Origin of the sequence: Bacteroides sp. 43_46 (assembly GCF_001915455.1) — a bacterium.
GTDB lineage: Bacteria > Bacteroidota > Bacteroidia > Bacteroidales > Bacteroidaceae > Bacteroides > Bacteroides caccae.
This window is the reverse complement of sequence record NZ_MNQN01000120.1, coordinates 12972-35078: the sequence shown is the minus strand read 5'-3', so window position 1 is coordinate 35078 and position 22107 is coordinate 12972. Positions and strand designations below refer to the sequence as shown.

The 22107-nt window shown below is 41.4% G+C and carries 17 protein-coding genes and 1 pseudogene; 12 read left to right on the top strand and 6 right to left on the bottom strand.

The genetic code is table 11. The features are described 5' to 3' along the window. Nucleotides 1-5: 5 nt before the first annotated feature. Entirely contained in the window at nucleotides 6-2492 is a 2487-nt protein-coding gene (locus BHV72_RS13420; RefSeq protein WP_286856153.1) for an amidohydrolase family protein, read from the top strand. 582 nt (nucleotides 2493-3074) lie between these two features. Here the strand turns inward: BHV72_RS13420 and BHV72_RS13415 are convergent. Further along, nucleotides 3075-3319: pseudogene (locus BHV72_RS13415) on the bottom strand (hypothetical protein); the annotation flags it as partial. Between the two features lie 585 nt (nucleotides 3320-3904). Between BHV72_RS13415 and BHV72_RS13410 the strand changes: the two are divergent. Beyond that, a complete protein-coding gene (locus BHV72_RS13410) occupies nucleotides 3905-4180 on the top strand; it encodes a GyrI-like domain-containing protein (protein ID WP_122118518.1) in 276 nt (91 codons plus the stop codon). A 44-nt stretch (nucleotides 4181-4224) separates the two neighbouring features. Here the strand turns inward: BHV72_RS13410 and BHV72_RS13405 are convergent, their stop codons facing one another. Both BHV72_RS13405 and BHV72_RS13400 read right to left on the bottom strand, forming a co-directional pair. After that, the gene (locus BHV72_RS13405; RefSeq protein ID WP_122118530.1) at nucleotides 4225-6099 is read right to left on the bottom strand and encodes a PAS domain-containing sensor histidine kinase; all 1875 of its coding nucleotides are present in this window, start codon (nucleotides 6097-6099) and stop codon (nucleotides 4225-4227) included. Between the two features lie 246 nt (nucleotides 6100-6345). Next, a complete protein-coding gene (locus tag BHV72_RS13400; RefSeq protein ID WP_286856151.1) occupies nucleotides 6346-7731 on the bottom strand; it encodes a GDSL-type esterase/lipase family protein in 1386 nt (461 codons plus the stop codon). Nucleotides 7732-7821: 90 nt separating this feature from the next. On the opposite strand from BHV72_RS13400, the gene BHV72_RS13395 reads away from it, so the two are divergent. The 3 genes from BHV72_RS13395 (at nucleotide 7822) to mtgA (ending at nucleotide 10757) form a co-directional block, all read left to right on the top strand. After that, complete coding sequence (locus BHV72_RS13395; protein ID WP_005680691.1) at nucleotides 7822-9177, top strand: MATE family efflux transporter; 1356 nt, start codon at nucleotides 7822-7824, stop codon at nucleotides 9175-9177. A gap of 148 nt (nucleotides 9178-9325) precedes the next feature. Next, entirely contained in the window at nucleotides 9326-10042 is a 717-nt protein-coding gene (locus BHV72_RS13390) for a YiaD family glycine zipper/OmpA-like lipoprotein (RefSeq protein WP_005676385.1), read from the top strand. Then, nucleotides 10020-10757 (top strand): monofunctional biosynthetic peptidoglycan transglycosylase, encoded by a 738-nt coding sequence (gene mtgA, locus BHV72_RS13385; RefSeq protein WP_122264672.1) that lies wholly within the window; start codon nucleotides 10020-10022, stop codon nucleotides 10755-10757. Before BHV72_RS13390 ends, mtgA begins: the two co-directional genes overlap by 23 nt. Nucleotides 10758-10827: 70 nt before the next feature. Here mtgA and BHV72_RS13380 read toward each other — a convergent pair whose 3' ends face one another. Further along, nucleotides 10828-11331 (bottom strand): RNA polymerase sigma factor, encoded by a 504-nt coding sequence (locus tag BHV72_RS13380; protein WP_005680686.1) that lies wholly within the window; start codon nucleotides 11329-11331, stop codon nucleotides 10828-10830. Between the two features lie 239 nt (nucleotides 11332-11570). Here BHV72_RS13380 and BHV72_RS13375 point away from each other — a divergent pair, with 239 nt between their 5' ends. The 3 genes from BHV72_RS13375 to BHV72_RS13365 all read left to right on the top strand — a co-directional run bounded on the left by BHV72_RS13375 (nucleotide 11571) and on the right by BHV72_RS13365 (nucleotide 13759). Continuing rightward, nucleotides 11571-12131, top strand: a complete 561-nt coding sequence (locus BHV72_RS13375; protein ID WP_005676388.1) for a LemA family protein — start codon at nucleotides 11571-11573, stop codon at nucleotides 12129-12131. Nucleotides 12132-12175: 44 nt separating this feature from the next. Beyond that, on the top strand, nucleotides 12176-13138 hold the full coding sequence (locus BHV72_RS13370; RefSeq protein ID WP_286856149.1) for a M48 family metallopeptidase: 963 nt from the start codon (nucleotides 12176-12178) through the stop codon (nucleotides 13136-13138). A 126-nt stretch (nucleotides 13139-13264) separates the two neighbouring features. After that, the gene (locus BHV72_RS13365) at nucleotides 13265-13759 is read left to right on the top strand and encodes a DUF4251 domain-containing protein (protein ID WP_005676390.1); all 495 of its coding nucleotides are present in this window, start codon (nucleotides 13265-13267) and stop codon (nucleotides 13757-13759) included. Nucleotides 13760-13774: 15 nt separating this feature from the next. Here BHV72_RS13365 and BHV72_RS13360 read toward each other — a convergent pair whose 3' ends face one another. Then, complete coding sequence (locus BHV72_RS13360) at nucleotides 13775-14416, bottom strand: trimeric intracellular cation channel family protein (protein ID WP_005676391.1); 642 nt, start codon at nucleotides 14414-14416, stop codon at nucleotides 13775-13777. 92 nt (nucleotides 14417-14508) lie between these two features. On the opposite strand from BHV72_RS13360, the gene wecB reads away from it, so the two are divergent. The 4 genes from wecB (at nucleotide 14509) to BHV72_RS13340 (ending at nucleotide 20834) form a co-directional block, all read left to right on the top strand. After that, entirely contained in the window at nucleotides 14509-15594 is a 1086-nt protein-coding gene (wecB, locus tag BHV72_RS13355; RefSeq protein WP_005676392.1) for a non-hydrolyzing UDP-N-acetylglucosamine 2-epimerase, read from the top strand. 364 nt (nucleotides 15595-15958) lie between these two features. After that, entirely contained in the window at nucleotides 15959-18535 is a 2577-nt protein-coding gene (locus BHV72_RS13350; RefSeq protein WP_130056591.1) for a DUF5686 and carboxypeptidase-like regulatory domain-containing protein, read from the top strand. Between the two features lie 4 nt (nucleotides 18536-18539). Next, the gene (locus BHV72_RS13345) at nucleotides 18540-19811 is read left to right on the top strand and encodes a replication-associated recombination protein A (protein ID WP_005676396.1); all 1272 of its coding nucleotides are present in this window, start codon (nucleotides 18540-18542) and stop codon (nucleotides 19809-19811) included. A gap of 66 nt (nucleotides 19812-19877) precedes the next feature. Further along, on the top strand, nucleotides 19878-20834 hold the full coding sequence (locus tag BHV72_RS13340; protein ID WP_286856148.1) for a D-2-hydroxyacid dehydrogenase: 957 nt from the start codon (nucleotides 19878-19880) through the stop codon (nucleotides 20832-20834). 125 nt (nucleotides 20835-20959) lie between these two features. Here BHV72_RS13340 and cydB read toward each other — a convergent pair whose 3' ends face one another. Then, nucleotides 20960-22102, bottom strand: a complete 1143-nt coding sequence (gene cydB / locus BHV72_RS13335) for a cytochrome d ubiquinol oxidase subunit II (protein ID WP_005676400.1) — start codon at nucleotides 22100-22102, stop codon at nucleotides 20960-20962. Between the last annotated feature and the right edge of the window lie 5 nt (nucleotides 22103-22107).

Genomic DNA, 22107 nt, shown 5'->3' with positions numbered 1-22107 from the left:
TAATCATGGATTTGATAAGGGCAACATTAAAAGCATTATTTTACGATTATCCGGTAGAGAATGTCGTCAGACTACTCCAAGAACAAAAAGAGAATTCATTTATGGATCCGTTCTCACACCTAGTGAAATGGCGGGAAACCTCTTTTACTTTTTCGGAAGCGGAGTCTTTGAAGAAGTTGGTACAGGATGAGTGGATGTCTCATCCCAACAGACAGACAGAAATTTCAAAACTGAATCAATGCTTCCTTGTTTTGGATTATTTTTCTGAACGGGTATTGGATTATGATAAGAAAATGCCTAAGGTACAGTTCGAGCATCTGTTCCGTTGGAGAGAATTAACCCTTTGTTTAGGTGAAGAATTGTTTATTACAGCTTTCTTGGCAAATAGAGATATCCAGAGTGATTGTGAAAGACACTTCTTTACATGGCCGAATATTCTGCCACATAATAATTGGGGAATAAACAAAATTTTAAATGAAGGACTTTCAGATGTACATGCCCATTTGGGAGCTTCGGCGGACATTTTCGAACTAAGTTGGCTAAGTCTGATGAATAAAGTAGATGGTAGAGGCAATGAGTTTAATCTGTTGAATGAGACACAAGAAAACCCTGTGATTATTGCAAACGGAACCTCTTTATGTGGAATGCATAAGTTATGTATTGCTGCGGCAGCAATCCGGGTAAAGTTGTACCAATTTTTATTCAAACGGTATAAACTTGAACAATTGAACCTGCCTGATGTACTTCGGATTATAACGGACCCGATGTTTTATAGCATTGAAATCAAAAATATTCAAGCGGATATTGATTCACTCCGGTCAGAAGCTTTAACTTTATTCGCTTTGAAGGAGAATAAACCGGAATATGCTATTCAGAAACAGTTTGATATTGAAAAAGAAGATTGTGATTCCATTTACATGATCCATCGGGGAGAACGGGTGCTACTCTACACATTTTTCCGACGTTATTATGGAGGTGATAAAAGTCCAGAACTTGAAACATTCATCGGCTATGTCTACTTATATGAACTTATTAAAATCCGTTTTCGGAGAGAGTTAGTTCAAACGAATCGGCTTATCGGCTTTCAGAATTTTAAGCGTTACGAAGCAAGGAAATCCAAACTTGCTGATACAGCTTTTAAAAATATCTATCAGCCTTATGCCATACAATCCAGTTTGCGTCCTAATACTGCCGACTATTTGGAGGTACGCATACCTCCTGAGCTAAGAGACATCGTCCGGATTCCATGTTTTAATAAGTTATTTAATGCTTCTCCTCGGCAATTGCAGGAAGAACGGGAGCCGATAGAAAAAAACGACCCAAATGAAAAAATCAGTTTTGTTGTCCATTTCCTTAAACAGGAAGATAAGGGATACAATCAAAATTCACGACCCAGACACTCAACCTTACGTGCAAAACTTAAATGGGATATCAGTCAGATATTGGAAATTTGTAGAAATAAAACGCTGTATTCCATAACCGGCATCGATGTTGCCGGTTCAGAGTTCAACTGTCGCCCGGAGGTTTTTGCACAAGCATTCAGATATGCTCGGTTACAGGGGTTTGGCAATATGACCTATCATGTCGGGGAAGATTTTTATGATCTGGCTGATGGACTACGGTCCATTGACGATGTATTGCTTTTTATGGAATACACAAGAGGAAACAGGTTAGGACATGCCTTGGCATTAGGTGTTGATGCAGCTACATATTATAAGAAAAGACATCATACAGTAGTCATGCCACGTCAATATCTATTGGACAATCTGGTTTGGATATATTTTAAGGCTATGGAATATAACATTCAGATCCCCCCTCGTATGAATCTGTTTATCCAAGACCACTGCTCAGAATTATATAATCAAATAGGATATAAGAAAACCTTCAGTCTTATTCATTACAGAAATAGTATGTATCTGAGGAGTGATAATCTAATGAATGAAGGAATTGATAAAATGGACTATTCCTCAAACTGGAAGAAAGCACAATTTTGTAGTGATCCCAAATGTATGAATGCCCGAAATGATACAGAAGCTGGCAAAATATATCAAGACTATCAGCTCGCAGCAAAAATAAAGGATATAGGAGCAAAAACCTGCTCCTGCAAGTTACCGGAGGAGTTCCCGGACATTATTTCCAAAATACAGGAATGTATGATGTATGAAATAGAAGAAAAGGGTATCGCCATTGAATGTAACCCGTCATCTAATGTGATGATAGGTCCCTTTTCCAAATATGAAGAACTTCCCCTTCTTCGTTTCCACCAACTGGAAGAAAATTTACCAGATGGAAATCCGCACCGGCTTAATGTTTCTATAAATACCGATGACAAAGGTATTTTCGCAACCTCTCTTCCTAACGAGTATTCCTTAGTAGCAATGGCACTCAGTAAGCAGAAGAATCAGTATGGTAGACGCAAATGGAATGACGAGAAAATTGCAAATTATTTACACAAAATTATGATACATAGCAAGGAACAGAGATTTCGGTAATATTGAAACTCCTAAATATCAATTAGTCATATAGGTACCATACTTTGCGAAGAATAACTGAACTCAAGTCAGAATTACCATTATGTAAATCTTTACATAATGGTAATTCTGACTTGAGTACCTATAAACTTGATCAATAGAACATCTACAGCGAAATATAGCTCAAACTTGTAGAAGACCTAACATCCTAGAAAGGTAGACAAAATTCATTCAGGAAGCAAACAACAATAATGCGCGCAAGTAACTATTCAGCGATATGAATATGAACACGAACCACATCTGCTTACTGTTCAGTTCCACCTAGGAATTTAGGACGGGAATCAACGCGTAGGAAAGTGTTGTGTTAATCCACTTTCCTGACATACCTTTAAGGTTGTCCAACTTGGAATAACGAAATGGGAATGCGGCTAGAAAAGAAAATGTCATAGCCAAAGAATACACCAGCAACAAGGTAGACAGTTATATCTATGCGGTGGAGAAGTTCTTGGACAGCTATAACTTCACCCCGCTACATAACAAATCGGTGTTCATCAACCTATCTTTTTATAACCTAGCAATCAATCGCATCCTTTTGATTGATTATATTATATCCATAATCGAATAATGTCTTGTTTCTTTTCCTCTTCGACAAAGCACATGCGCCTGTTCAAACGCCGTCTTTCTATTTCAGTGGGATTAAGGTCAATCAATTCTCCCCTTATCATCCGGCAGCATGAAAAGTGCCGCATCGTTTTCCTTACAAATATGCTGCAGAACGGCCGCATTTTCAATGACTTCTTATAATTCCTCACAAGTGTAGCGAAAGGGTAACTTTCAATCTTAATCATTTTTTCCTAACACTTATTTTTTAGAGTTTTCAGTACAGAGTCATTTCTTTATTCAAAACGTGATTCAGATTATTGGTCATGAGTATAAGCAATGGATCGCAAAAAAGTAATTAATGACACAATAATTCAAAAAGCAGTAAAATATCTAAAACATTTTGGCATTGATAATGAAATACTTATCAATTCAGTTGCAAATTCCAACAAAAGTAGCTATTTTTGTATCACTATTGAAAGTCACTGTGGAGCCCACAGCAAAACGCAGAAAATAATCTGTGGTGAAATAGGTGGACTAAAAAAAGAAGACTTAATAATCATCTATATATCAATTAGATATAATTCAGTGGTGAACCCCAGGCGGATCACTAGACAAAGAATAAATCCCTGATAATCAATGATTATCAGGGATTTATTCTTTGTCTTTCTCTTGATTTCATCATTACAAGCGGTAGAAGTCGTCGTTGATAAGTCGTACTTTTAGGATATTCAGGAAAATAGGTATTATCTATTAGCCCAAATTCAGTGTAGCCAATACCACAAGCCGAACAACCGACCTTAATTATTGAATAACAAACGGATATACTAAGAATGTCACAGGCTATTAGAGAAAGTTTTATGAAAATAAGTTCTTTGTTTGAAGAACAAGATGCAGCTACAACAGATATTCCTTTTGTTAAGTATCCTGATTATGAAAATCTGACTGAAGAAAATATTAGAATGGTTATCGGATTTAAATCAGCAAAATTATTACAGAGGAAAGATGATATTACTCTTCGGGGAATTCCTGCCCGAAAAGTAGTATCATGCCTGCACAGAGGAACATATAACAAACTGGCTAATTTATATAATGAGATATCCGAATGAATAAATGCAAACAGGTATAAAACCACAGAAACATCAATTGTTTTTTATTCATTGACTAATATGGAATGACAAGGTAGCTCTGCAATAAAAGTAGTGCCCAATCCTAGCTGAGAGTATACTTGTATTCGTCCGTTCATTTTATCGACAATAGATTTACAAATAGATAACCCCAACCCCACACCTTGTGCAAAAGAGTCCACTTTTTCAAATCTTTCAAATATCTTCTCCAACATATTCTGAGGAATACCACGACCGGTATCTTTTACCCCAATTCTAACGCAATGCTTATCTATTTCATAAAACACTTCCACATATCCACGAATCGTATTCTTCAAAGCATTTGAAAGAAAATTATTCAATATCTGCTTGATACGCAACTTATCAAGTTCCACCAAAGCATCATGTTCCGGATAACTGGTCAGAAGTTCCACACCAGAAGGAAGAAGACGAGCATATTCTGCCACACACTCATCAAGAAGCTCCGTAAGATTAAACCAATTCTGATGTAACTCCAAATATCCGGCTTCAATTTTAGACAAATCAATGATATCATTGATCAGATTAAGCAAAAGTTCGTTATTATGACTAATTAAAGAATTATAAAGCTCCTTTTCCACTACATTTTCCGCACTGGCCAACAGACTTGAAAAACCAACAATAGCATTCAACGGAGTACGGATTTCATGACTCATATTAGCCAAGAAAGCTGACTTTAAACGATCTGAAGCTTCAGCTCTATCACGTTCATTAACGAGCATTTCTTCTATCTGTTTCAAATCTGTAATATCATAATTAATACTAATCAATTCTATGACTTTATCTTGGGGTGCATATTTTCTGACAAAGAGATTAACATGCGTCCATGTACACTCTCCATTCTCCCTAAAGACACGTATTTTATGACTTAACTTATCAGCATTTCCTTTTTGTACCTCCTCAAAAAACTGAAGAATCAAATCACGGTCATCAGGATGAAAAGATTTATATGTACCAATAATCTCGGATAAAGGAGTTCCAGACTCTTCTCCTATATTTTTATACCAACTTTTCTGTGCATGTCCCTGCTTGCTTAGAATATTAAAATGAGCATAACCCACTTTCGCATAGTCACCTATTAACTCAAAAAATTCCTCAAATTCCTGAATCTTATTATAAGCAACCGTAGTCTCCGTTTTATCAGCATTAATCAGCAGATAATTAACCGGATTATGATTCTCATCATACAAAGTAGTTACTTTAGTCACAAGATCGATTGTACCTTCCGCCTTATTATTCGAATAATATTCTCCTAACTTTGAGAAATCATAGCGAAAGGTAAAGTCCGCATCCTCATTATTCCTCAACCTCTCCTTCATCTCTTCCGGGAAAACTGGATTCTCGAAAATATTGATGCCTAGAAGTTCCTCCTTACTATCTACATGAAACAAATCCAATTCTTTATCATTGAGGTCGACCAATACTCCCTCCTTATTATACAACTCAATGCCAACAGGCAAATTCTTATAAATATTATGTAAAAGCCGTTCGCTACGTTGTAAAGCCTGACAAGCTATTGCAGTATCCGGTCCGTCCTGCATTTCTGCAATGCCATACACAATCGTATTTCCCTTATCATCTACTTCTCGAAAACAAATCTTACTACGCATCCAAACTGACCCTTTTGGGGTTTTTAATAAATAAACGACTTCCGACATCGACTGTACATCGAAAGAGCGAACCGTTGTCGGACCTTGTTCTTCATTCAAAATACGTTTATTGAAATCCTCAAAACTAATAGTCCCTGTTTCATCCAAATTCAGAATCTCAGATATATATTCGGAACAGGTATAACATTCCGTTGCCAAATTAGCTTCCCACCACCCCATATTGGCATTAGCCATTAACTTTGATAAGAACACAAAATCTTGTTGTTTGCTCATAATTGATGAAGTAAAGACATTATCCATTAATCATTTCAACACATTCACGAGCACAAAATTAGATATTACAGGCTTCCCATTCTTTCAAAATGACACTTTTTTAGCATATTATAAGAAGAATAGCCACTAATACCTACTTTCTATAGTATTAGTGGCTATAACATTTACAAATATTTGCTTAAATAGTTTTTCGTATGATTACCAGCATTTTAGAAGGCTAAATAATCAAAGTAAAAAGATATGCTTCTATTTTCTAATTGATTCGTAAACAGTTTTTGCCATTATTTTGGCACCTTCTTCATTCGGATGAATTTTGTCCGGAAAGAGTTGTGGTATTCCATCCATTGCCGTATAAAGATCAATTATATCCAACTTGTTTTTCTTGGCAACTTTTTTAATCATCGGAATAATTTCTTTAGAAATAATATCATCGTTGATACTTTCATTAGCTTGGTATGCCTTAGAAGGGTAACAGAGATAGATTTTCGGTTGGGCAGGCAATGCCTTGAAAGCATCAATCATAGTCTGCATATCTTTCGTGAAGTCGGCTTTATGTTTCCAGTTAAACGATTTACTGTCATTTGTTCCCAGTTTGATAACCACAACATTAGGATTGAAAGCTAATGCATCCTGATAAGCCTTTTCATTCATATAAGGACGATCACCCTTATTCAGCAACGTGCGGGCACTTACTCCGAAATTCTTTACCCAATAACCGTCACCCAGCATACGACTTAAAACAGAAGGATAACTATCACGATCACGATTCTTAATCCGTGCTCCATACGTAATACTATTGCCAATACAAGCTACACGAACGGCATCCTTACGGGGAGCTTTGAAACTACGTAACCATGAAGTCAGTTCGTTCAACATCTCATCCTTATAAAGGAAACCTTCACGAATTCCCCAACCATGACCACCGGAAGGGTAAATATGCAGAACAGCAGGAACACCATTCTTATTCAGAGCCAGATAATAATTCACTCCATTAGCGGGCGGAACAGCCTTATCATCATCACTATAAACGATAAAAGCACGCGGTGTTTCTTTTGTCACTTGCTTCTCATTAGAATACTCCTTTTCCAACTCAGCAGAAGCATCCTTACCCAAAAGGCTGTTATGGGAACCCATGTGAGTATACGACTTATCCATTGTAATTACCGGATAGAAAAGAATCTGGAAATCAGGACGAAGTTCCGGTTTGGCATGAGTCGCGATTGTCGATGCAAGATGTCCGCCGGCAGAAGATCCCATGATACCGATATCTCTCGGATTCAGATTCCATACATCAGCACTGTCCCGCACTATCTTCATGGCAGCCTCGGCATCCGAAATAGGAAGTGTACGGTCACCATTCGGCATACGATATTTCAGAACGATCAATGCGATACCCTGTTTGTTGAAATACGGTGCCCAATCATATCCTTCGTGGTCTACAGCCAAGTGCGAATATCCACCACCCGGGCACGCCACTACAGCACGACCTGTAGCCAATTCCGGCGCCGGAAGAAATACGCGAAGCGAAGGTTGTTCAATATCAAAAGGGTTCGGAGCATTCTGAGCTACCGCCTGAGAACCTGTGAACCATAAAAGCAACAGGAATAAAAGAATAGAAAATTTCTGTTTCATAGTATCTGTATACTTTGATTAATGAATGATTTAATGTGCGAAGATAGTAAATTTATGTATCTTTGCGCCTCCTTTTAAATAGAAAAAGAAATGCAAGGAATTAAAAACCTGACACACGGGCCAATCAATCGTCAACTATTCAATTTAGCAATGCCTATCATGGCTACGTCATTTATCCAAATGGCATACAGTCTCACGGATATGGCATGGGTAGGACGGCTGGGTAGTGAAGCCGTAGCAGCCATTGGTTCTGTCGGAATCCTGACATGGATGTCCGGTTCTATCTCCCTATTAAATAAGGTAGGTTCCGAAGTCAGTGTAGGACAATCTATCGGCGCACAAAATCAAGAAGATGCCCGTCACTTTGCCTCCCATAACATTACGATTGCACTTATCATTTCTCTCTGTTGGGGCGGATTACTTTTCATCCTTGCAGAACCCATCATCTGTATCTACGAACTTGAGGTACACATTACCGCCAATGCAATAGAATATCTACGGATTATCTCTACCGGAATGCCGTTTATTTTCCTTTCCGCCGCCTTTACAGGTATCTACAATGCCGCAGGACGAAGTAAAATCCCGTTCTATATCAGTGGTGCCGGACTTCTTTTGAATATCATTCTTGATCCTCTGTTCATCTTCGGTTTCGGTTTGGAGACCAATGGCGCCGCTTATGCAACCTGGATTTCACAAGCTACTGTTTTCTCTATCTTCATCTACCAACTACGTTTCCGAAAAGACTCACTGCTCGGTGGATTTCCTTTCTTCACTCAATTAAAGAAGAGATACACACGACGTATCCTAAAACTAGGATTACCCGTAGCCACATTGAATACCCTGTTTGCATTTGTCAATATGTTCCTCTGCCGTACCGCCTCTGAGCAAGGCGGCCACATCGGCTTAATGACTTTCACGACCGGAGGACAAATCGAAGCAATTACCTGGAACACTTCACAAGGATTCTCAACCGCACTCAGTGCTTTTATCGCCCAAAACTATGCTGCCGGACGAACCGAACGAGTGCTCAAAGCATGGTATACCACCTTATGGATGACAGGAATCTTCGGAACTTTCTGTACACTGCTATTCATCTTCTTCGGAAACGAAGTCTTTTCAATATTCGTACCCGAGCAGGCAGCCTATGAGGCCGGAGGTGTATTTCTACGCATTGACGGGTATTCCCAGCTTTTCATGATGCTCGAAATCACCATGCAAGGAGTATTCTATGGTATCGGGCGTACCGTACCTCCTGCTATTATCAGTATCGGATGTAATTATATGCGTATCCCGCTTGCCATTCTATTTGTACGAATGGGCATGGGAGTAGAAGGTATCTGGTGGGCAGTCAGCGTCACAACTGTTGCCAAAGGACTTATCCTCCTAAGCTGGTTTATCATCATTAGGAAGAAATGCCTGAACCTCCCGTCCGTAGTCGGAAAGTAACAGTTTATCGACATTTTTCAGCACTCTGCCAAGAGTGTGCGAGTTATTTTAACTTAAAAAGTATCACCTTGGCAAATAATATGTATCTTTGCGTTGTTATTTAAAATATAAAAACAGATTATTATTAAACAATTAAAACATCAACATTATGAACAAGATGAAATTTATGGTTCTCTTTATGAGTATAACCATGATATTCAGTGGATGTGCAAGTATGAATAACACTGGTAAAGGTGCTGCTATTGGTGGCGGTTCGGGTGCTGCATTGGGTGCTATCCTAGGTGGTGTTATCGGTAAAGGTAAAGGCGCTGCTATCGGTGCTGCTATCGGTACGGCGGTAGGTGCAGGAACAGGTGCTCTCATTGGTAAAAAAATGGATAAGGCCGCAGCAGAAGCAAAACAAATTGAAGGCGCACAAGTAGAACAGATAACAGACAACAACGGATTGCAAGCCGTGAAAGTGACATTCGATTCAGGAATCCTTTTCACAACAGGTAATGCTAATCTGAGTGCTGCTGCTAAATCTGCATTAAGCAAATTCGCCAACAATGTGCTCAACCAGAACAGAGATATGGATGTATCTATCTATGGATACACCGACAATCAGGGCTGGAAGAACAGTACTGCCGCACAAAGCCAGCAAAAGAACCTGAACCTGTCACAAGAACGTGCACAGAGTGTATCCAGTTACTTATTAAGTTGCGGTGTTTCTACCAACCAGATTAAAGGCGTGCAAGGTATGGGTGAAAGCGATCCCGTTGCCAGCAACGATACAGCCGCAGGTCGTGAACAGAACCGTCGTGTAGAAGTGTACATGTACGCAAGTGAGCAAATGATTAAAGATGCACAGGCAGCTTCTAATTAAAAAAATTCTGCGTTATACACGCAATCTGTTGATTCTCTTTTTTACATCGACCTTACTGACGGTCATTATTTATCGATTCATGCCGGTTTATATTACTCCGTTAATGGTCATTCGAGGTGTTCAACAGATCATTTCAGGAGATAAACCCACGTGGAAGCACACGTGGGTTTCTTTTGATAAGATATCTCCTAGCCTGCCAATGGCAGTGATAGCTTCCGAAGACAACCGTTTTGCCGAACACAACGGATTCGATTTCGTGGAAATCAAAAAAGCGATGAAAGAAAATGAAACAAGGAAACGGAAACGTGGAGCAAGCACTATCAGCCAGCAGACAGCAAAAAATGTATTCCTATGGCCACAATCTTCATGGGTGCGGAAAGGCCTGGAAGTCTATTTCACTTTTCTCATAGAACTATTCTGGCCGAAAGAACGGATTATGGAAGTTTATCTCAACTCAATCGAAATGGGTAAAGGGATTTATGGCGCACAGGCTGCTGCAAAATATAAGTTCAACACTACAGCTGCCAAGCTGTCCAAAGGTCAATGTGCACTAATCGCCGCCACTCTCCCGAATCCGATACGGTTTAACTCGGCGAAACCTTCGGCGTATATATTAAAACGGCAGAAGCAAATATTACGGCTTATGAATCTCGTCCCCAAGTTTCCACCGGAGGGAAAAGCCGCAAAGAAAGAGATAAAGAAGAAGAAAAAATAAAGGAGCAACCGAAGTCTACTTCGTTGCTCCTTGCATTATCAATAAGCTTGTTTGAATGTATTATCCCCATTTATACAAAATCCTTCAATTCCTGTTGTAAACGTTGTCGTGTAAAAAATATGCGGCTCTTCACAGTTCCCAAAGGAAGGCCCAATTTGTCTGCAATCTCACGGTATTTAAATCCGGATACATGCATAGAAAAAGGCACCTTATACTCCTTAGGCAATGCGTTGACAATACGATGCATTTCTTTCAAGTCATAGGCACCTTCCGTACTCATGAATCCCGAGTCCTGCGGTAAATTCAAGTGATAATAATTATCAGTCTGATCGACGAAAGTCTGGTCACGTACTATTTTTCGGTAGTTATTAATAAAGATGTTACGCATGATTGTGTACATCCATCCTTTGAAATTTGTGTCCGGAACATATTTTTCCTCATTATCTAATGCTTTTAATGATGTTTCTTGCAATAAATCATTCGCCTCTTCACGATCGGCAGTCAACTTATACGCAAAACGAAGCAATTCCTCCTGAACTCCAATTAAATCTTTTCTGAAACTTAAACTTTTCATACTTTAAGGGTTTTATGGTTAATATTTCGTTTTTCTCGATGATGCAAGTTTAAAGGTATTTTGAATACCAGACAGGGGGAAATTCGTCATTTCTTAGGGGTTAATTCTATCAAATGACAGTTTTCGGGTGCATTTGGATAGATTTCAGGTGGTAATTAATGATTTTTATTCTGTTCTGTTTGGCAGAAAAAAACAAATAGCCTACTTTTGATTAATATATTTAAATAAAATGAAAGGCTATGACTATACTTATTATTGTAGGTATTATTGTACTATTGGGAATTATTTTCGCATCCATGTACAACTCCCTGGTGAAACTCAGAAACAATCGTGAAAACGCATTTGCCGACATTGACGTGCAACTGAAACAACGTCACGACCTTATCCCTCAACTAGTAGACACCGTGAAAGGATATGCCGCACACGAGAAAGAAACTCTCGACCGGGTGATTCAGGCACGCAACGGTGCGGTCAGTGCCAGAACTATCGACGAAAAGATAGCCGCCGAAAACCAGCTATCCTCGGCCCTGTCAGGACTGAAAATCACATTGGAAGCCTATCCCGACCTGAAAGCAAACCAGAATTTCCTGCAATTACAGGAAGAAATTGCCGATGTAGAGAATAAGTTAGCTGCTGTCCGCCGTTATTTCAACTCGGCAACCAAAGAATATAATAATGCCGTTCAGACATTCCCTTCAAACATTATTGCGGGAATGACCGGATTCCAAAGAGAAATTATGTTCGATTTGGGAAAGAACGAACGTGCTAATCTGGAACAGGCACCCAAAATTAGTTTCTAATCCGAACACCACCGTCCCACCCAACTGCAAAAAATAAACACGCGATGCAATACGTCGGAATCCAAACACAACAGAACCGGAACAACTTACGTTCCGGATTCCTATTACTACTTTTTCCTTGTTTGGTAACAGCACTCCTTTATCTGTCCTGTTACTTACTCGTTCTCTTCGGATACGGAAAGAGTATGGAGATTGAAATGATGCCTATGGTCAATCATTTCTTTCTCTCTTCTCTACCGTATACTTTAGGAGTGGTGGTAATTTGGTTTCTCATTGCCTATTGGGCCAATACAAGTATCATTAATTCTGCCACATGTTCCAAACCACTAGACCGCAAAGAGAACAAACGCGTTTATAATTTAGTAGAAAACCTCTGTATGTCTCAAGGCATGAGCATGCCGAAAATAAATATCATTTATGATGATTCACTGAATGCATTTGCAAGCGGTATCAATGACCGCACATACACTATTACTCTTTCAAGAGGCATCATCCAGAAGCTGAATGACGAGGAACTGGAAGCAGTAATCGGGCATGAGCTTACTCATATCTGCAATCGGGATGTACGTTTGCTGATAATCTCTATCGTGTTTGTCGGCATCTTCTCCATGCTGACAGAAATCACCTTCTATGCGATTACACATATACGTGTACGTAGCAATAGTAAAGGTAGCGGAGGAATTTTCATCTTCATATTTATCGCTTTACTGATAGCTGCTATCGGTTTCCTTTTTGCCAGCCTGATGCGTTTTGCCATTTCACGCAAACGCGAATATATGGCAGATGCAGGGTCGGCGGAAATGACGAAGAATCCGCTGGCACTCGCCAGTGCCTTGCGTAAAATATCCGCCGATCCGGCAATAGAAGCAGTGCAACGGAAAGACATAGCACAATTATTTATTCAAAATCCTAAAAAGAAAACCAAAGACTTATATAGCAAATTCAGCGGTTTGTTTGCTACGCACCCTCCCATTGAAAAGCGGATTGAGATATTGGAACAGTTCTAAGTTCTTCTGAAATATAAGATAAAGGTCAGGATTTCTGTTTAATTTTCATTAAAGAAAAGAGAGGAGTTCCTGACTTTTTAGTATATTTGATTGTTATACATATATATCAACCTAAATACAACTGACATGAAAATGAAAAAACAAATCCTTATGCTGTTGCTAGCTTTGCTAGTTGGTCTCCCTACTCTTTCGGCTCAAAGCAAGAAAGAGAAAAAGGAACAGAAGAAAGAAGCTGTGAAAGAACTGATTGTTTCAGAGAATTATAAGATAGACGTCAATACCGCCATGCCTATGCGCGGCCGGTCTATTCCATTGACCAGTTTATACTCACTGGAAATCAGAAACGATTCGGTAATCTCCTATTTACCTTATTATGGTCGGGCTTACAGTATCCCTTACGGAGGAGGCAATGGACTCAATTTCAAAGCCCCTCTTAAAGAGTATAACATGAAACTGGACAAGAAAGGCAATTCAGTAATCACATTCACCGCCCGCAACCCGGAAGATAAGTTTGATTTCAGAGTGAAAGTATATTCAAATGGTTCGACAAGTATTGACGTCAATATGCAAAACCGTCAATCCATAAGCTTCCAGGGGGAACTGGACGTGAAGGAAGAATAAACCAACTTCCTTCCGTCATTGCTCTTTGTTCTCGTTTGCCTCCACTTCGTCACTACCTTTTAATATAGGCAGGCAGATGTGATATTTCACGGCGAGAATACGGGCAAGAAAAACTGTCGAACCGCCAACCAATTGACATCCGTACGACTCCATGCCTGCGACATGACAAAGCCAGTAAGTGATGCCGCCTACTACGCACGCCATTGCATAAATTTCTTTTCTGAAGATTAGCGGGATTTCGTTGATAAAGACATCACGAATCACACCGCCTGCCGCTCCCGTAATGCTACCCATGATGATAGCCACCCAGAAAGGATAGCCCAAAGCAATGCTCTTGCCTACACCTACAACAGTAAACAGTGCCAGACCGATCGAGTCAAAAATAAAGAAAGTATTATTGAGGCGGATCAGCCAGCGTCCGAAACAAATCACCCAAAGCAATGCTACGCCTGTACAAATTAAATAAATAGGGTCTGTCATCCACCCGGGAGTAACATCGAGCAGAACATCACGGATTGTACCACCACCAATAGCCGTAGCAAGACCTACGACGTAAGCTCCGAACCAGTCGAATCGCTTTGCCGAAGCTAGCCGGATACCACTAATAGCAAAGGCAAATGTGCCTATAAAATCAAGAATTTGAACGAATGTGGGCATATATTTGTTATTTTGTTTGCAAAGTAACAAATAAATTCCGTAAGAAAATGTACTTTTGCTTCAAGAATTAAACTGAATTTGATAGAAACAGTATGAAAATAACAATTGTTGCCGGGGCACGCCCCAATTTCATGAAGATAGCACCCATTACACGGGCTATTGAAGCCGCACGGGCGCTGGGTAAAAGTATCTCTTACCGCCTGGTATATACAGGTAGAAAAGATGATACCAGTTTGGATGCTTCACTGTTTTCAGACCTCGACATGAAGGCTCCCGATGTGTATTTGGGAGTGGAAAGCAGTAATCCAACAAGTTTGACAGCCGGAATCATGGTAGCCTTCGAGCAGGAATTGACTGAAAACCCGGCACACGTTGTTCTCGTGGTAGACGACCTCACTGCCACCATGAGCTGCGCTATCGTTGCCAAGAAACAAGGAATCAAAGTTGCCCACCTCGTAGCCGGTACCCGTTCTTTCGATATGAAAATGCCGAAAGAAGTGAACCGCATGATTACGGACGGATTGTCCGACTATCTGTTCACAGCCGGAATGGTTGCCAACCGTAACCTGAACCAAACAGGAACAGAAAGCGAAAATGTATATTATGTCGGTAATATCTTGATTGATACGATTCGCTATAACCGGAACCGGTTACTCAAACCGATTTGGTTTTCCGTATTGGGACTGAAAGAAGGTAACTATCTCCTGCTCACTCTCAACCGCCGCGTACTCCTCAACGACAAAGAGAACCTGCGCCAGCTTTTGAATACAATCATTGAAAAATCAGCAGGAACGCCTATCGTTGCACCTTTACATACTTATGTACGCAACGCAATCAAAGAGTTAGGCATCGAAGCCCCGAATCTTCATATCATGCCACCGCAGAACTACCTCTTCTTCGGATATCTCATCAACAAAGCAAAAGGAATCATCACAGATTCCGGCAACGTGGCCGAAGAAGCTACTTTCCTGGGCATTCCCTGCATCACGCTGAATACGTATGCCGAACACCCGGAAACTTGGCGAATGGGGACTAACGAATTAGTCGGTGAAGACCCTGCCGAACTTGCCAAGGCAATGGATACACTGATGAAAGGTGAATGGAAACGAGGTGAGCTTCCCGAACGCTGGGACGGACGTACAGCCGAACGCATTGTACAGATCCTTACCGGCAAATAATATCGCCCTATATACCTTTTATCATTTCCCGGCATACCAATTTTAGTTTCGTGCCGGGAAACTAAAAGTTTCCTTATGAGAAACCATAGTTTCATCAATGGGAAACTTTAGTTTCAGACGCTTGAAACTTTGGGTTTCATATAGCGAAACCAAAGATTTCTCATGAGGGAACAAAGTGTTTCAAGCCGGGAAACCAAATGTAACAAGCGGGATACTCATTTATAGAAAGGCGAATCACCCACTAATTCCTTTCATTGTCAAACGATAACAGCTTGCAAATAACAAAAAACTATGGGTAAAAAAAGTTATATATTCTGTTAACATCCGAGTTATTTGTTAACTTTGCAGCCCTACTACGAACGTTATGAAACAACGATATAGCAAAATACTTATACTGTTCTTACTCGTATTGGCAGGTTCAAATGCTTTTGCGCAGCAAATTAAAGGGGTGGTTACAGATTCCGTAACCCATGAGCCATTGATGTATATCTCTGTCTACTACCAGGAAAAAAGAGACATGGGAACTATCACCAATATCGACGGAGAATATAAGCTTGAAACCCGCAGAAACGGGGGGACACTCGTGTTCTCCGCAGTGGGGTATATCAGTAAAACGGTGAAAGTCGGTTCAGGCAACCAGACAATCAACATACAACTGGCCCCGGACAATGTCGTATTGAACGAAGTAGTAGTAAAGCCCAAAAAGGAAAAGTACTCCCGCAAGAATAACCCGGCAGTCGAATTTATGAAGAAAGTCATCGAACACAAAAAGGCACAAGTCCTCGAAGTGAACGATTACTACCAGTACGACAAGTACGAGAAGATGAAAATGTCGATCAACGATCTCACACCGGAAAAACTGGAAAAAGGGATTTATAAGAAATATTCTTTCCTGAAAGATCAGGTGGAAGTTTCGGAAACTACCAACAAACTGATTCTTCCTATCTCCGTGCAAGAAACAGCTTCGCAAACTATCTTCCGCAAAGACCCTCAGAACAAAAAGACCATTATTAAAGGAAAAAACTCTAACGGTATCGAAGAGTTCTTCAACACCGGAGATATGCTCGGCACCGTATTAAAGGATGTTTTTGCCGATATTAACATCTACGAGGACGATATCCGTTTGTTGCAACAACGCTTTGTCAGCCCTATCGGCAGTAGTGCCATTTCATTTTATAAATACTACCTAATGGATACATTAATGGTTGACAAACGCGAATGTGTACATCTTACTTTCGTTCCGCAAAACTCACAGGATTTCGGTTTTACCGGACATCTATACGTGCTGAACGATTCTACATATGCCGTTCAGAAATGTACCATGAACCTGCCAAAAAAGACCGGAGTCAACTTCGTCAACCGCATGGATATCGTGCAACAATACGAACAACTCCCCAACGGAAACTGGGTATTGTCGGATGACAACATGACCGTAGACCTTTCATGGAGTTCCAACAAAACGGCAGGAGGACTACAAGTAGAACGTACCACGAAATATACGAATTATCAGTTCGACCCGATAGAGCCGCGACTCTTCCGATTGAAAGGAGAGGTGATAAAAGAGGCGGATATGCTTTCGAAAAGTGACGAATACTGGGCAAGCGTGCGCCAGGTGCCGCTGACTAAAAAAGAAAGCACTATGGACCTTTTCGTTAATCGTCTCGAACAGATTCCGGGATTCAAATACATCATCTTCGGTGCAAAAGCCCTGATTGAGAACTTTGTGGAAACATCCGGCAAAGACCGCCCGAACAAGTTCGACATCGGCCCTATCAACACCATGATTTCGAGCAACTACATCGACGGAACCCGTTTCCGGTTGAGTGGTATGACGACCGCAAACCTCAATCCGCACTGGTTCCTTAGCGGTTACGGAGCATACGGTCTGAAAGACAAGCGCTGGAAATATAGCGGAACGCTGACTTATTCGTTCAACAAACGTGATTATGTGGTATGGGAATTTCCCAAACATTACATCTCCGCCACTTATAGTTATGATGTAATGTCTCCAATGGACAAGTTTCTGTTTACTGACAAGGATAATATCTTCCTGTCACTGAAAACGACCACCGTAGACCAGATGTCATACATGCGCGACGCGACTATCAATTATGAACTGGAAACGCCTACCGGATTCGGTGTAAAAGCCATGCTCCGTCACCGTAACGACGAGCCGACCGGGAAACTGGAATATCTGCGGAATGACGCTGCGCAGACACGCGTGCACGACGTCACAACCTCCGAAGCCAGCATGACATTGCGTTATGCACCGGGAGAGTCGTTCGTCAACTCAAAACAACGCCGTGTCCCCGTATCTTTAGACGCTCCGGTCTTTACGCTGACTCATGCCATGGGATTCAAAGGAGTGCTGGGAGGAGAATATAATTTCAACCGTACGGAAGCAAGTATCTGGAAACGTTTCTGGCTTCCCGCCTCATGGGGCAAGATTGACTGCAGCGTGAAGGCAGGCGCAGAGTGGAATACCGTTCCTTTCCCACTGTTGATTTTGCCGGAAGCCAACTTGTCATATATCACCCAGCGCGAAACGTTCTGTTTGATTAACAATATGGAATTCCTGAACGACCGCTTCGCTTCCATGTCCATATCCTACGATATGAATGGAAAGTTGTTCAACCGCATTCCTTTACTCAAAAACTTGAAATGGAGAGAAATGTTCCGTGTCCGCGCATTGTGGGGTACGTTGACAGACAAGAACAATCCGTTTAAAAGCAGCAATCCCGACTTGTTCCGTTTCCCGACGCGCGACGGTAAATTCACCAGTTTCGTAATGGACCCGAAAGTACCTTACGTAGAAGCAAGCGTCGGCATTTACAACATTTTCAAGTTGCTGCACGTTGAATATGTACATCGTTTCACTTACCGTGATAATCCGGGTATCAACAAAAACGGTATTCGTTTCATGGTATTAATGGTATTCTAAACTTATGCAACCTTTAGCAGAACGGTTACGGCCAAAAACTCTGGATGAATATATCGGTCAGAAACACTTAGTGGGACCGGGCGCTATCCTGCGGAAGATGATTGACGCAGGACGCATTTCTTCGTTTATTCTCTGGGGACCTCCCGGAGTGGGAAAAACGACACTGGCACAGATTATCGCCAACAAACTGGAAACTCCGTTTTATACTTTAAGTGCAGTGACTTCCGGCGTGAAAGATGTCCGCGAAGTGATAGACCGTGCCAAGAGCAACCGATTTTTCTCCCAATCCAGCCCGATTCTGTTTATCGATGAAATTCATCGGTTTAGCAAGTCGCAGCAGGACTCTTTGTTGGGAGCAGTGGAAAACGGTACGGTGACACTTATCGGTGCCACCACGGAGAACCCGTCGTTCGAAGTGATTCGTCCTCTCTTGTCCCGCTGCCAGCTTTATGTGCTGAAATCTCTGGAGAAAGAAGATCTGCTGGAACTTCTGGAACGTGCCATTAGTACAGACACGGTACTGAAAGAACGTAAGATTGAACTGAAAGAAACCACAGCTATGTTGCGCTTCTCCGGTGGAGACGCACGCAAGTTGCTTAATATACTGGAACTCGTTGTAGAGTCGGACACTGACGATACTGTTGTCATCACTGACGATATGGTGACAGAACGACTGCAACAGAATCCGCTTGCTTATGACAAAGACGGGGAAATGCATTATGACATCATCTCCGCTTTCATCAAGTCTATCCGCGGCAGCGATCCCGACGGTGCTATCTACTGGCTCGCCCGTATGGTTGAAGGAGGTGAAGATCCTGCTTTCATTGCCCGCAGACTTGTTATTTCTGCTGCCGAAGACATCGGTTTGGCTAATCCGAATGCATTACTTCTTGCCAACGCCTGTTTTGAGACATTGATGAAAATCGGTTGGCCCGAAGGAAGAATTCCTCTGGCCGAAACGACCATTTATCTGGCCACCAGTCCCAAAAGTAATTCTGCTTATAGCGCTATTAATGACGCATTGGAATTAGTCCGTTCTACGGGTAATCTGCCTGTCCCCCTGCACTTGCGCAATGCACCGACAAAGCTGATGAAGCAATTAGGGTACGGACAGGAATATAAATATGCCCACAGCTACGAAGGCAATTTCGTCAAACAGCAATTCCTGCCGGATGAACTGAAAGACAAACGGATATGGCAACCGCAGAACAATCCTGCCGAACAGAAACATGCCGAACGGATGATACAGCTCTGGGGAGACAAATTCAAGAAGTAGGCTAATGGCAGAAACAAAATAAAACAACAAGAAACGTATAACATATTATTAATACTAAAATAGAAAATGAAAATTGTTATTTTAGACGGCTTTGCCGCCAATCCCGGAGATATATCCTGGGAAGGTTTAAAGGCTCTCGGAGAATGTACGATTTACGACCGTACCGCCCCCGAAGAAGTATTAGAACGTTCAGCCGGTGCAGAAGTAATTCTGACTAACAAGGTAATCATCAATGCAGACCACATGGCTGCCTTGCCCGAACTGAAATATATCGGTGTATTGGCTACCGGATACAACGTTGTCGATACGGCTGCTGCCAAAGAACGCGGTATCATTGTTACCAATATTCCCGCATACAGCACCGCTTCCGTAGCTCAAATGGTATTTGCACATATCCTGAATATCTCCCAACAAGTACAGCGCCATTCGGAAGAAGTCCACAAAGGTCGTTGGACAAACAACAAGGATTTCTGTTTTTGGGATACTCCTTTAATGGAACTGAGAGACAAGAAAATCGGTTTGGTCGGACTGGGAAATACAGGTTACACAACTGCTCGTGTTGCTATCGGTTTCGGTATGCAGGTTTATGCACTGACTTCCAAGTCACACTTCCAGTTGCCGCCGGAAATCAAGAAAATGGACTTAGACCAACTGTTCAGCGAATGTGATATTGTCAGCCTTCACTGCCCGCTTACCCCGGAAACTCACGAACTGGTGAACGCCCGCCGTCTCGCTATGATGAAGCCGAACGCTATTCTTATCAATACAGGCCGTGGTCCGCTCATCAACGAACAAGACTTGGCAGACGCACTGAACAGCGGGAAGATTTATGCTGCCGGAGTAGACGTGCTTTCTACCGAACCTCCTCGTGCCGACAATCCGTTACTGACTGCAAAGAACTGCTACATCACCCCGCATATCGCATGGGCTACAACCGAAGCTCGCGAACGCCTGATGAATATGGCGATCAGTAACCTCCAAGCATACATTGCCGGAACACCGGAAAACGTTGTGAATAAATAAAACGACGGAGAACGATAAAAATGAACGGTGAACAAGTTGCGCATCTATCGCAAGCTTGTTCACCGTTTATCGTTTTAATCAAAATTATCGTTCCTGATTCATTATCAACGTCCGACCCGTATCGTTTAGTAAGAATGCCCTCCCTCATCCATTTCTTTCTCTGTAATCTTATGACGGTCGATGCTGCGCCATGCATAGAATATATAGGCAAGAACGAACGGAACAAGAATAGAAACATACGCCATTGTTTTAAGCGTAAATTCGCTGGAACAGCTATTGGCCAGAGTCAATGAACTTTGCAAATCCGTATAAGACGGATAATAAGCAGTATTGTTGTATCCGGCTACCAATAACAGGGATAAAACCGTCAGCACAGTGCCAATGCCCGTAAACCAGATTCCCTTATCAAAAGTCTTTTTAAGAACCGTCTTTCCGATTCCAAAGAGAACCAATACCACTCCGATAAGGAAAAGGATTAATACAACCGGCATTTCGATAAAGTTAGTAAAGTACTTGAATGGCTGCATATAAACCTCCTGCGTATCAGGATTTACGGCAAAACCGTCGGATACCAATGTACGGATGACGAAAGCCAGAAAGAATAATAAGAATAAAACCGTATTATTCAGTACGGCACGACGGCATTTATCGGTCAATTCTTTATCATCTATATTATTAATGAAATAAAGTGCGCCCAACACACGAGCGAGGAAAAATACAGCCAGCCCCAGAATCACATTCCAGATATTGGTCAATGCATCAAGTCCATGCCACCCATTGCCCCAATGACTGATAACCGGCATAATGGTATCCGTCATATTCGCCTTATTGATATAAAAATCAGAACCGGTGAAAAAGGTAGCAACTGCCCCGCCAAGCAACAAAGGCCCCACTACCCCGTTAATCACCAAAAACGTCCGGTATGTCTTTTTACCTAACAGATTGCCTGCCTTACTCTGAAATTCATAGCTGACAGCCTGCAACACAAAACTGAAAAGAATAATCATCCAAAGCCAATAAGCTCCGCCGAAACTGGTACTATAAAATAAAGGAAATGAAGCAAAGAAAGCACCTCCGAACGTTACCAATGTAGTAAACGTAAATTCCCATTTGCGACCGGTAGAATTTACCAACATCTTGCGATGTTCTTCCGTCTTGCCCAGACAGAACAATAACGAATTACCTCCTTGCACAAACAATAAGAACACAAGTATGGCTCCCAGCAAGGAAACGATCAGCCACCAATATTGTTGTAGAAATATATACATATATT

Bases quoted from the DNA above. Each gene is read 5' to 3' on its own strand.
- BHV72_RS13420 (WP_286856153.1), top strand. From the start codon at position 6: ATGGATTTGATAAGGGCAACATTAAAAGCATTATTTTACGATTATCCG.
- BHV72_RS13410 (WP_122118518.1), top strand. From the start codon at position 3,905: ATGTCACAGGCTATTAGAGAAAGTTTTATGAAAATAAGTTCTTTGTTT.
- BHV72_RS13405 (WP_122118530.1), bottom strand. From the start codon at position 6,099: ATGAGCAAACAACAAGATTTTGTGTTCTTATCAAAGTTAATGGCTAAT.
- BHV72_RS13400 (WP_286856151.1), bottom strand. From the start codon at position 7,731: ATGAAACAGAAATTTTCTATTCTTTTATTCCTGTTGCTTTTATGGTTC.
- BHV72_RS13395 (WP_005680691.1), top strand. From the start codon at position 7,822: ATGCAAGGAATTAAAAACCTGACACACGGGCCAATCAATCGTCAACTA.
- BHV72_RS13390 (WP_005676385.1), top strand. From the start codon at position 9,326: ATGAACAAGATGAAATTTATGGTTCTCTTTATGAGTATAACCATGATA.
- mtgA (WP_122264672.1), top strand. From the start codon at position 10,020: ATGCACAGGCAGCTTCTAATTAAAAAAATTCTGCGTTATACACGCAAT.
- BHV72_RS13380 (WP_005680686.1), bottom strand. From the start codon at position 11,331: ATGAAAAGTTTAAGTTTCAGAAAAGATTTAATTGGAGTTCAGGAGGAA.
- BHV72_RS13375 (WP_005676388.1), top strand. From the start codon at position 11,571: ATGACTATACTTATTATTGTAGGTATTATTGTACTATTGGGAATTATT.
- BHV72_RS13370 (WP_286856149.1), top strand. From the start codon at position 12,176: ATGCAATACGTCGGAATCCAAACACAACAGAACCGGAACAACTTACGT.
- BHV72_RS13365 (WP_005676390.1), top strand. From the start codon at position 13,265: ATGAAAATGAAAAAACAAATCCTTATGCTGTTGCTAGCTTTGCTAGTT.
- BHV72_RS13360 (WP_005676391.1), bottom strand. From the start codon at position 14,416: ATGCCCACATTCGTTCAAATTCTTGATTTTATAGGCACATTTGCCTTT.
- wecB (WP_005676392.1), top strand. From the start codon at position 14,509: ATGAAAATAACAATTGTTGCCGGGGCACGCCCCAATTTCATGAAGATA.
- BHV72_RS13350 (WP_130056591.1), top strand. From the start codon at position 15,959: ATGAAACAACGATATAGCAAAATACTTATACTGTTCTTACTCGTATTG.
- BHV72_RS13345 (WP_005676396.1), top strand. From the start codon at position 18,540: ATGCAACCTTTAGCAGAACGGTTACGGCCAAAAACTCTGGATGAATAT.
- BHV72_RS13340 (WP_286856148.1), top strand. From the start codon at position 19,878: ATGAAAATTGTTATTTTAGACGGCTTTGCCGCCAATCCCGGAGATATA.
- cydB (WP_005676400.1), bottom strand. From the start codon at position 22,102: ATGTATATATTTCTACAACAATATTGGTGGCTGATCGTTTCCTTGCTG.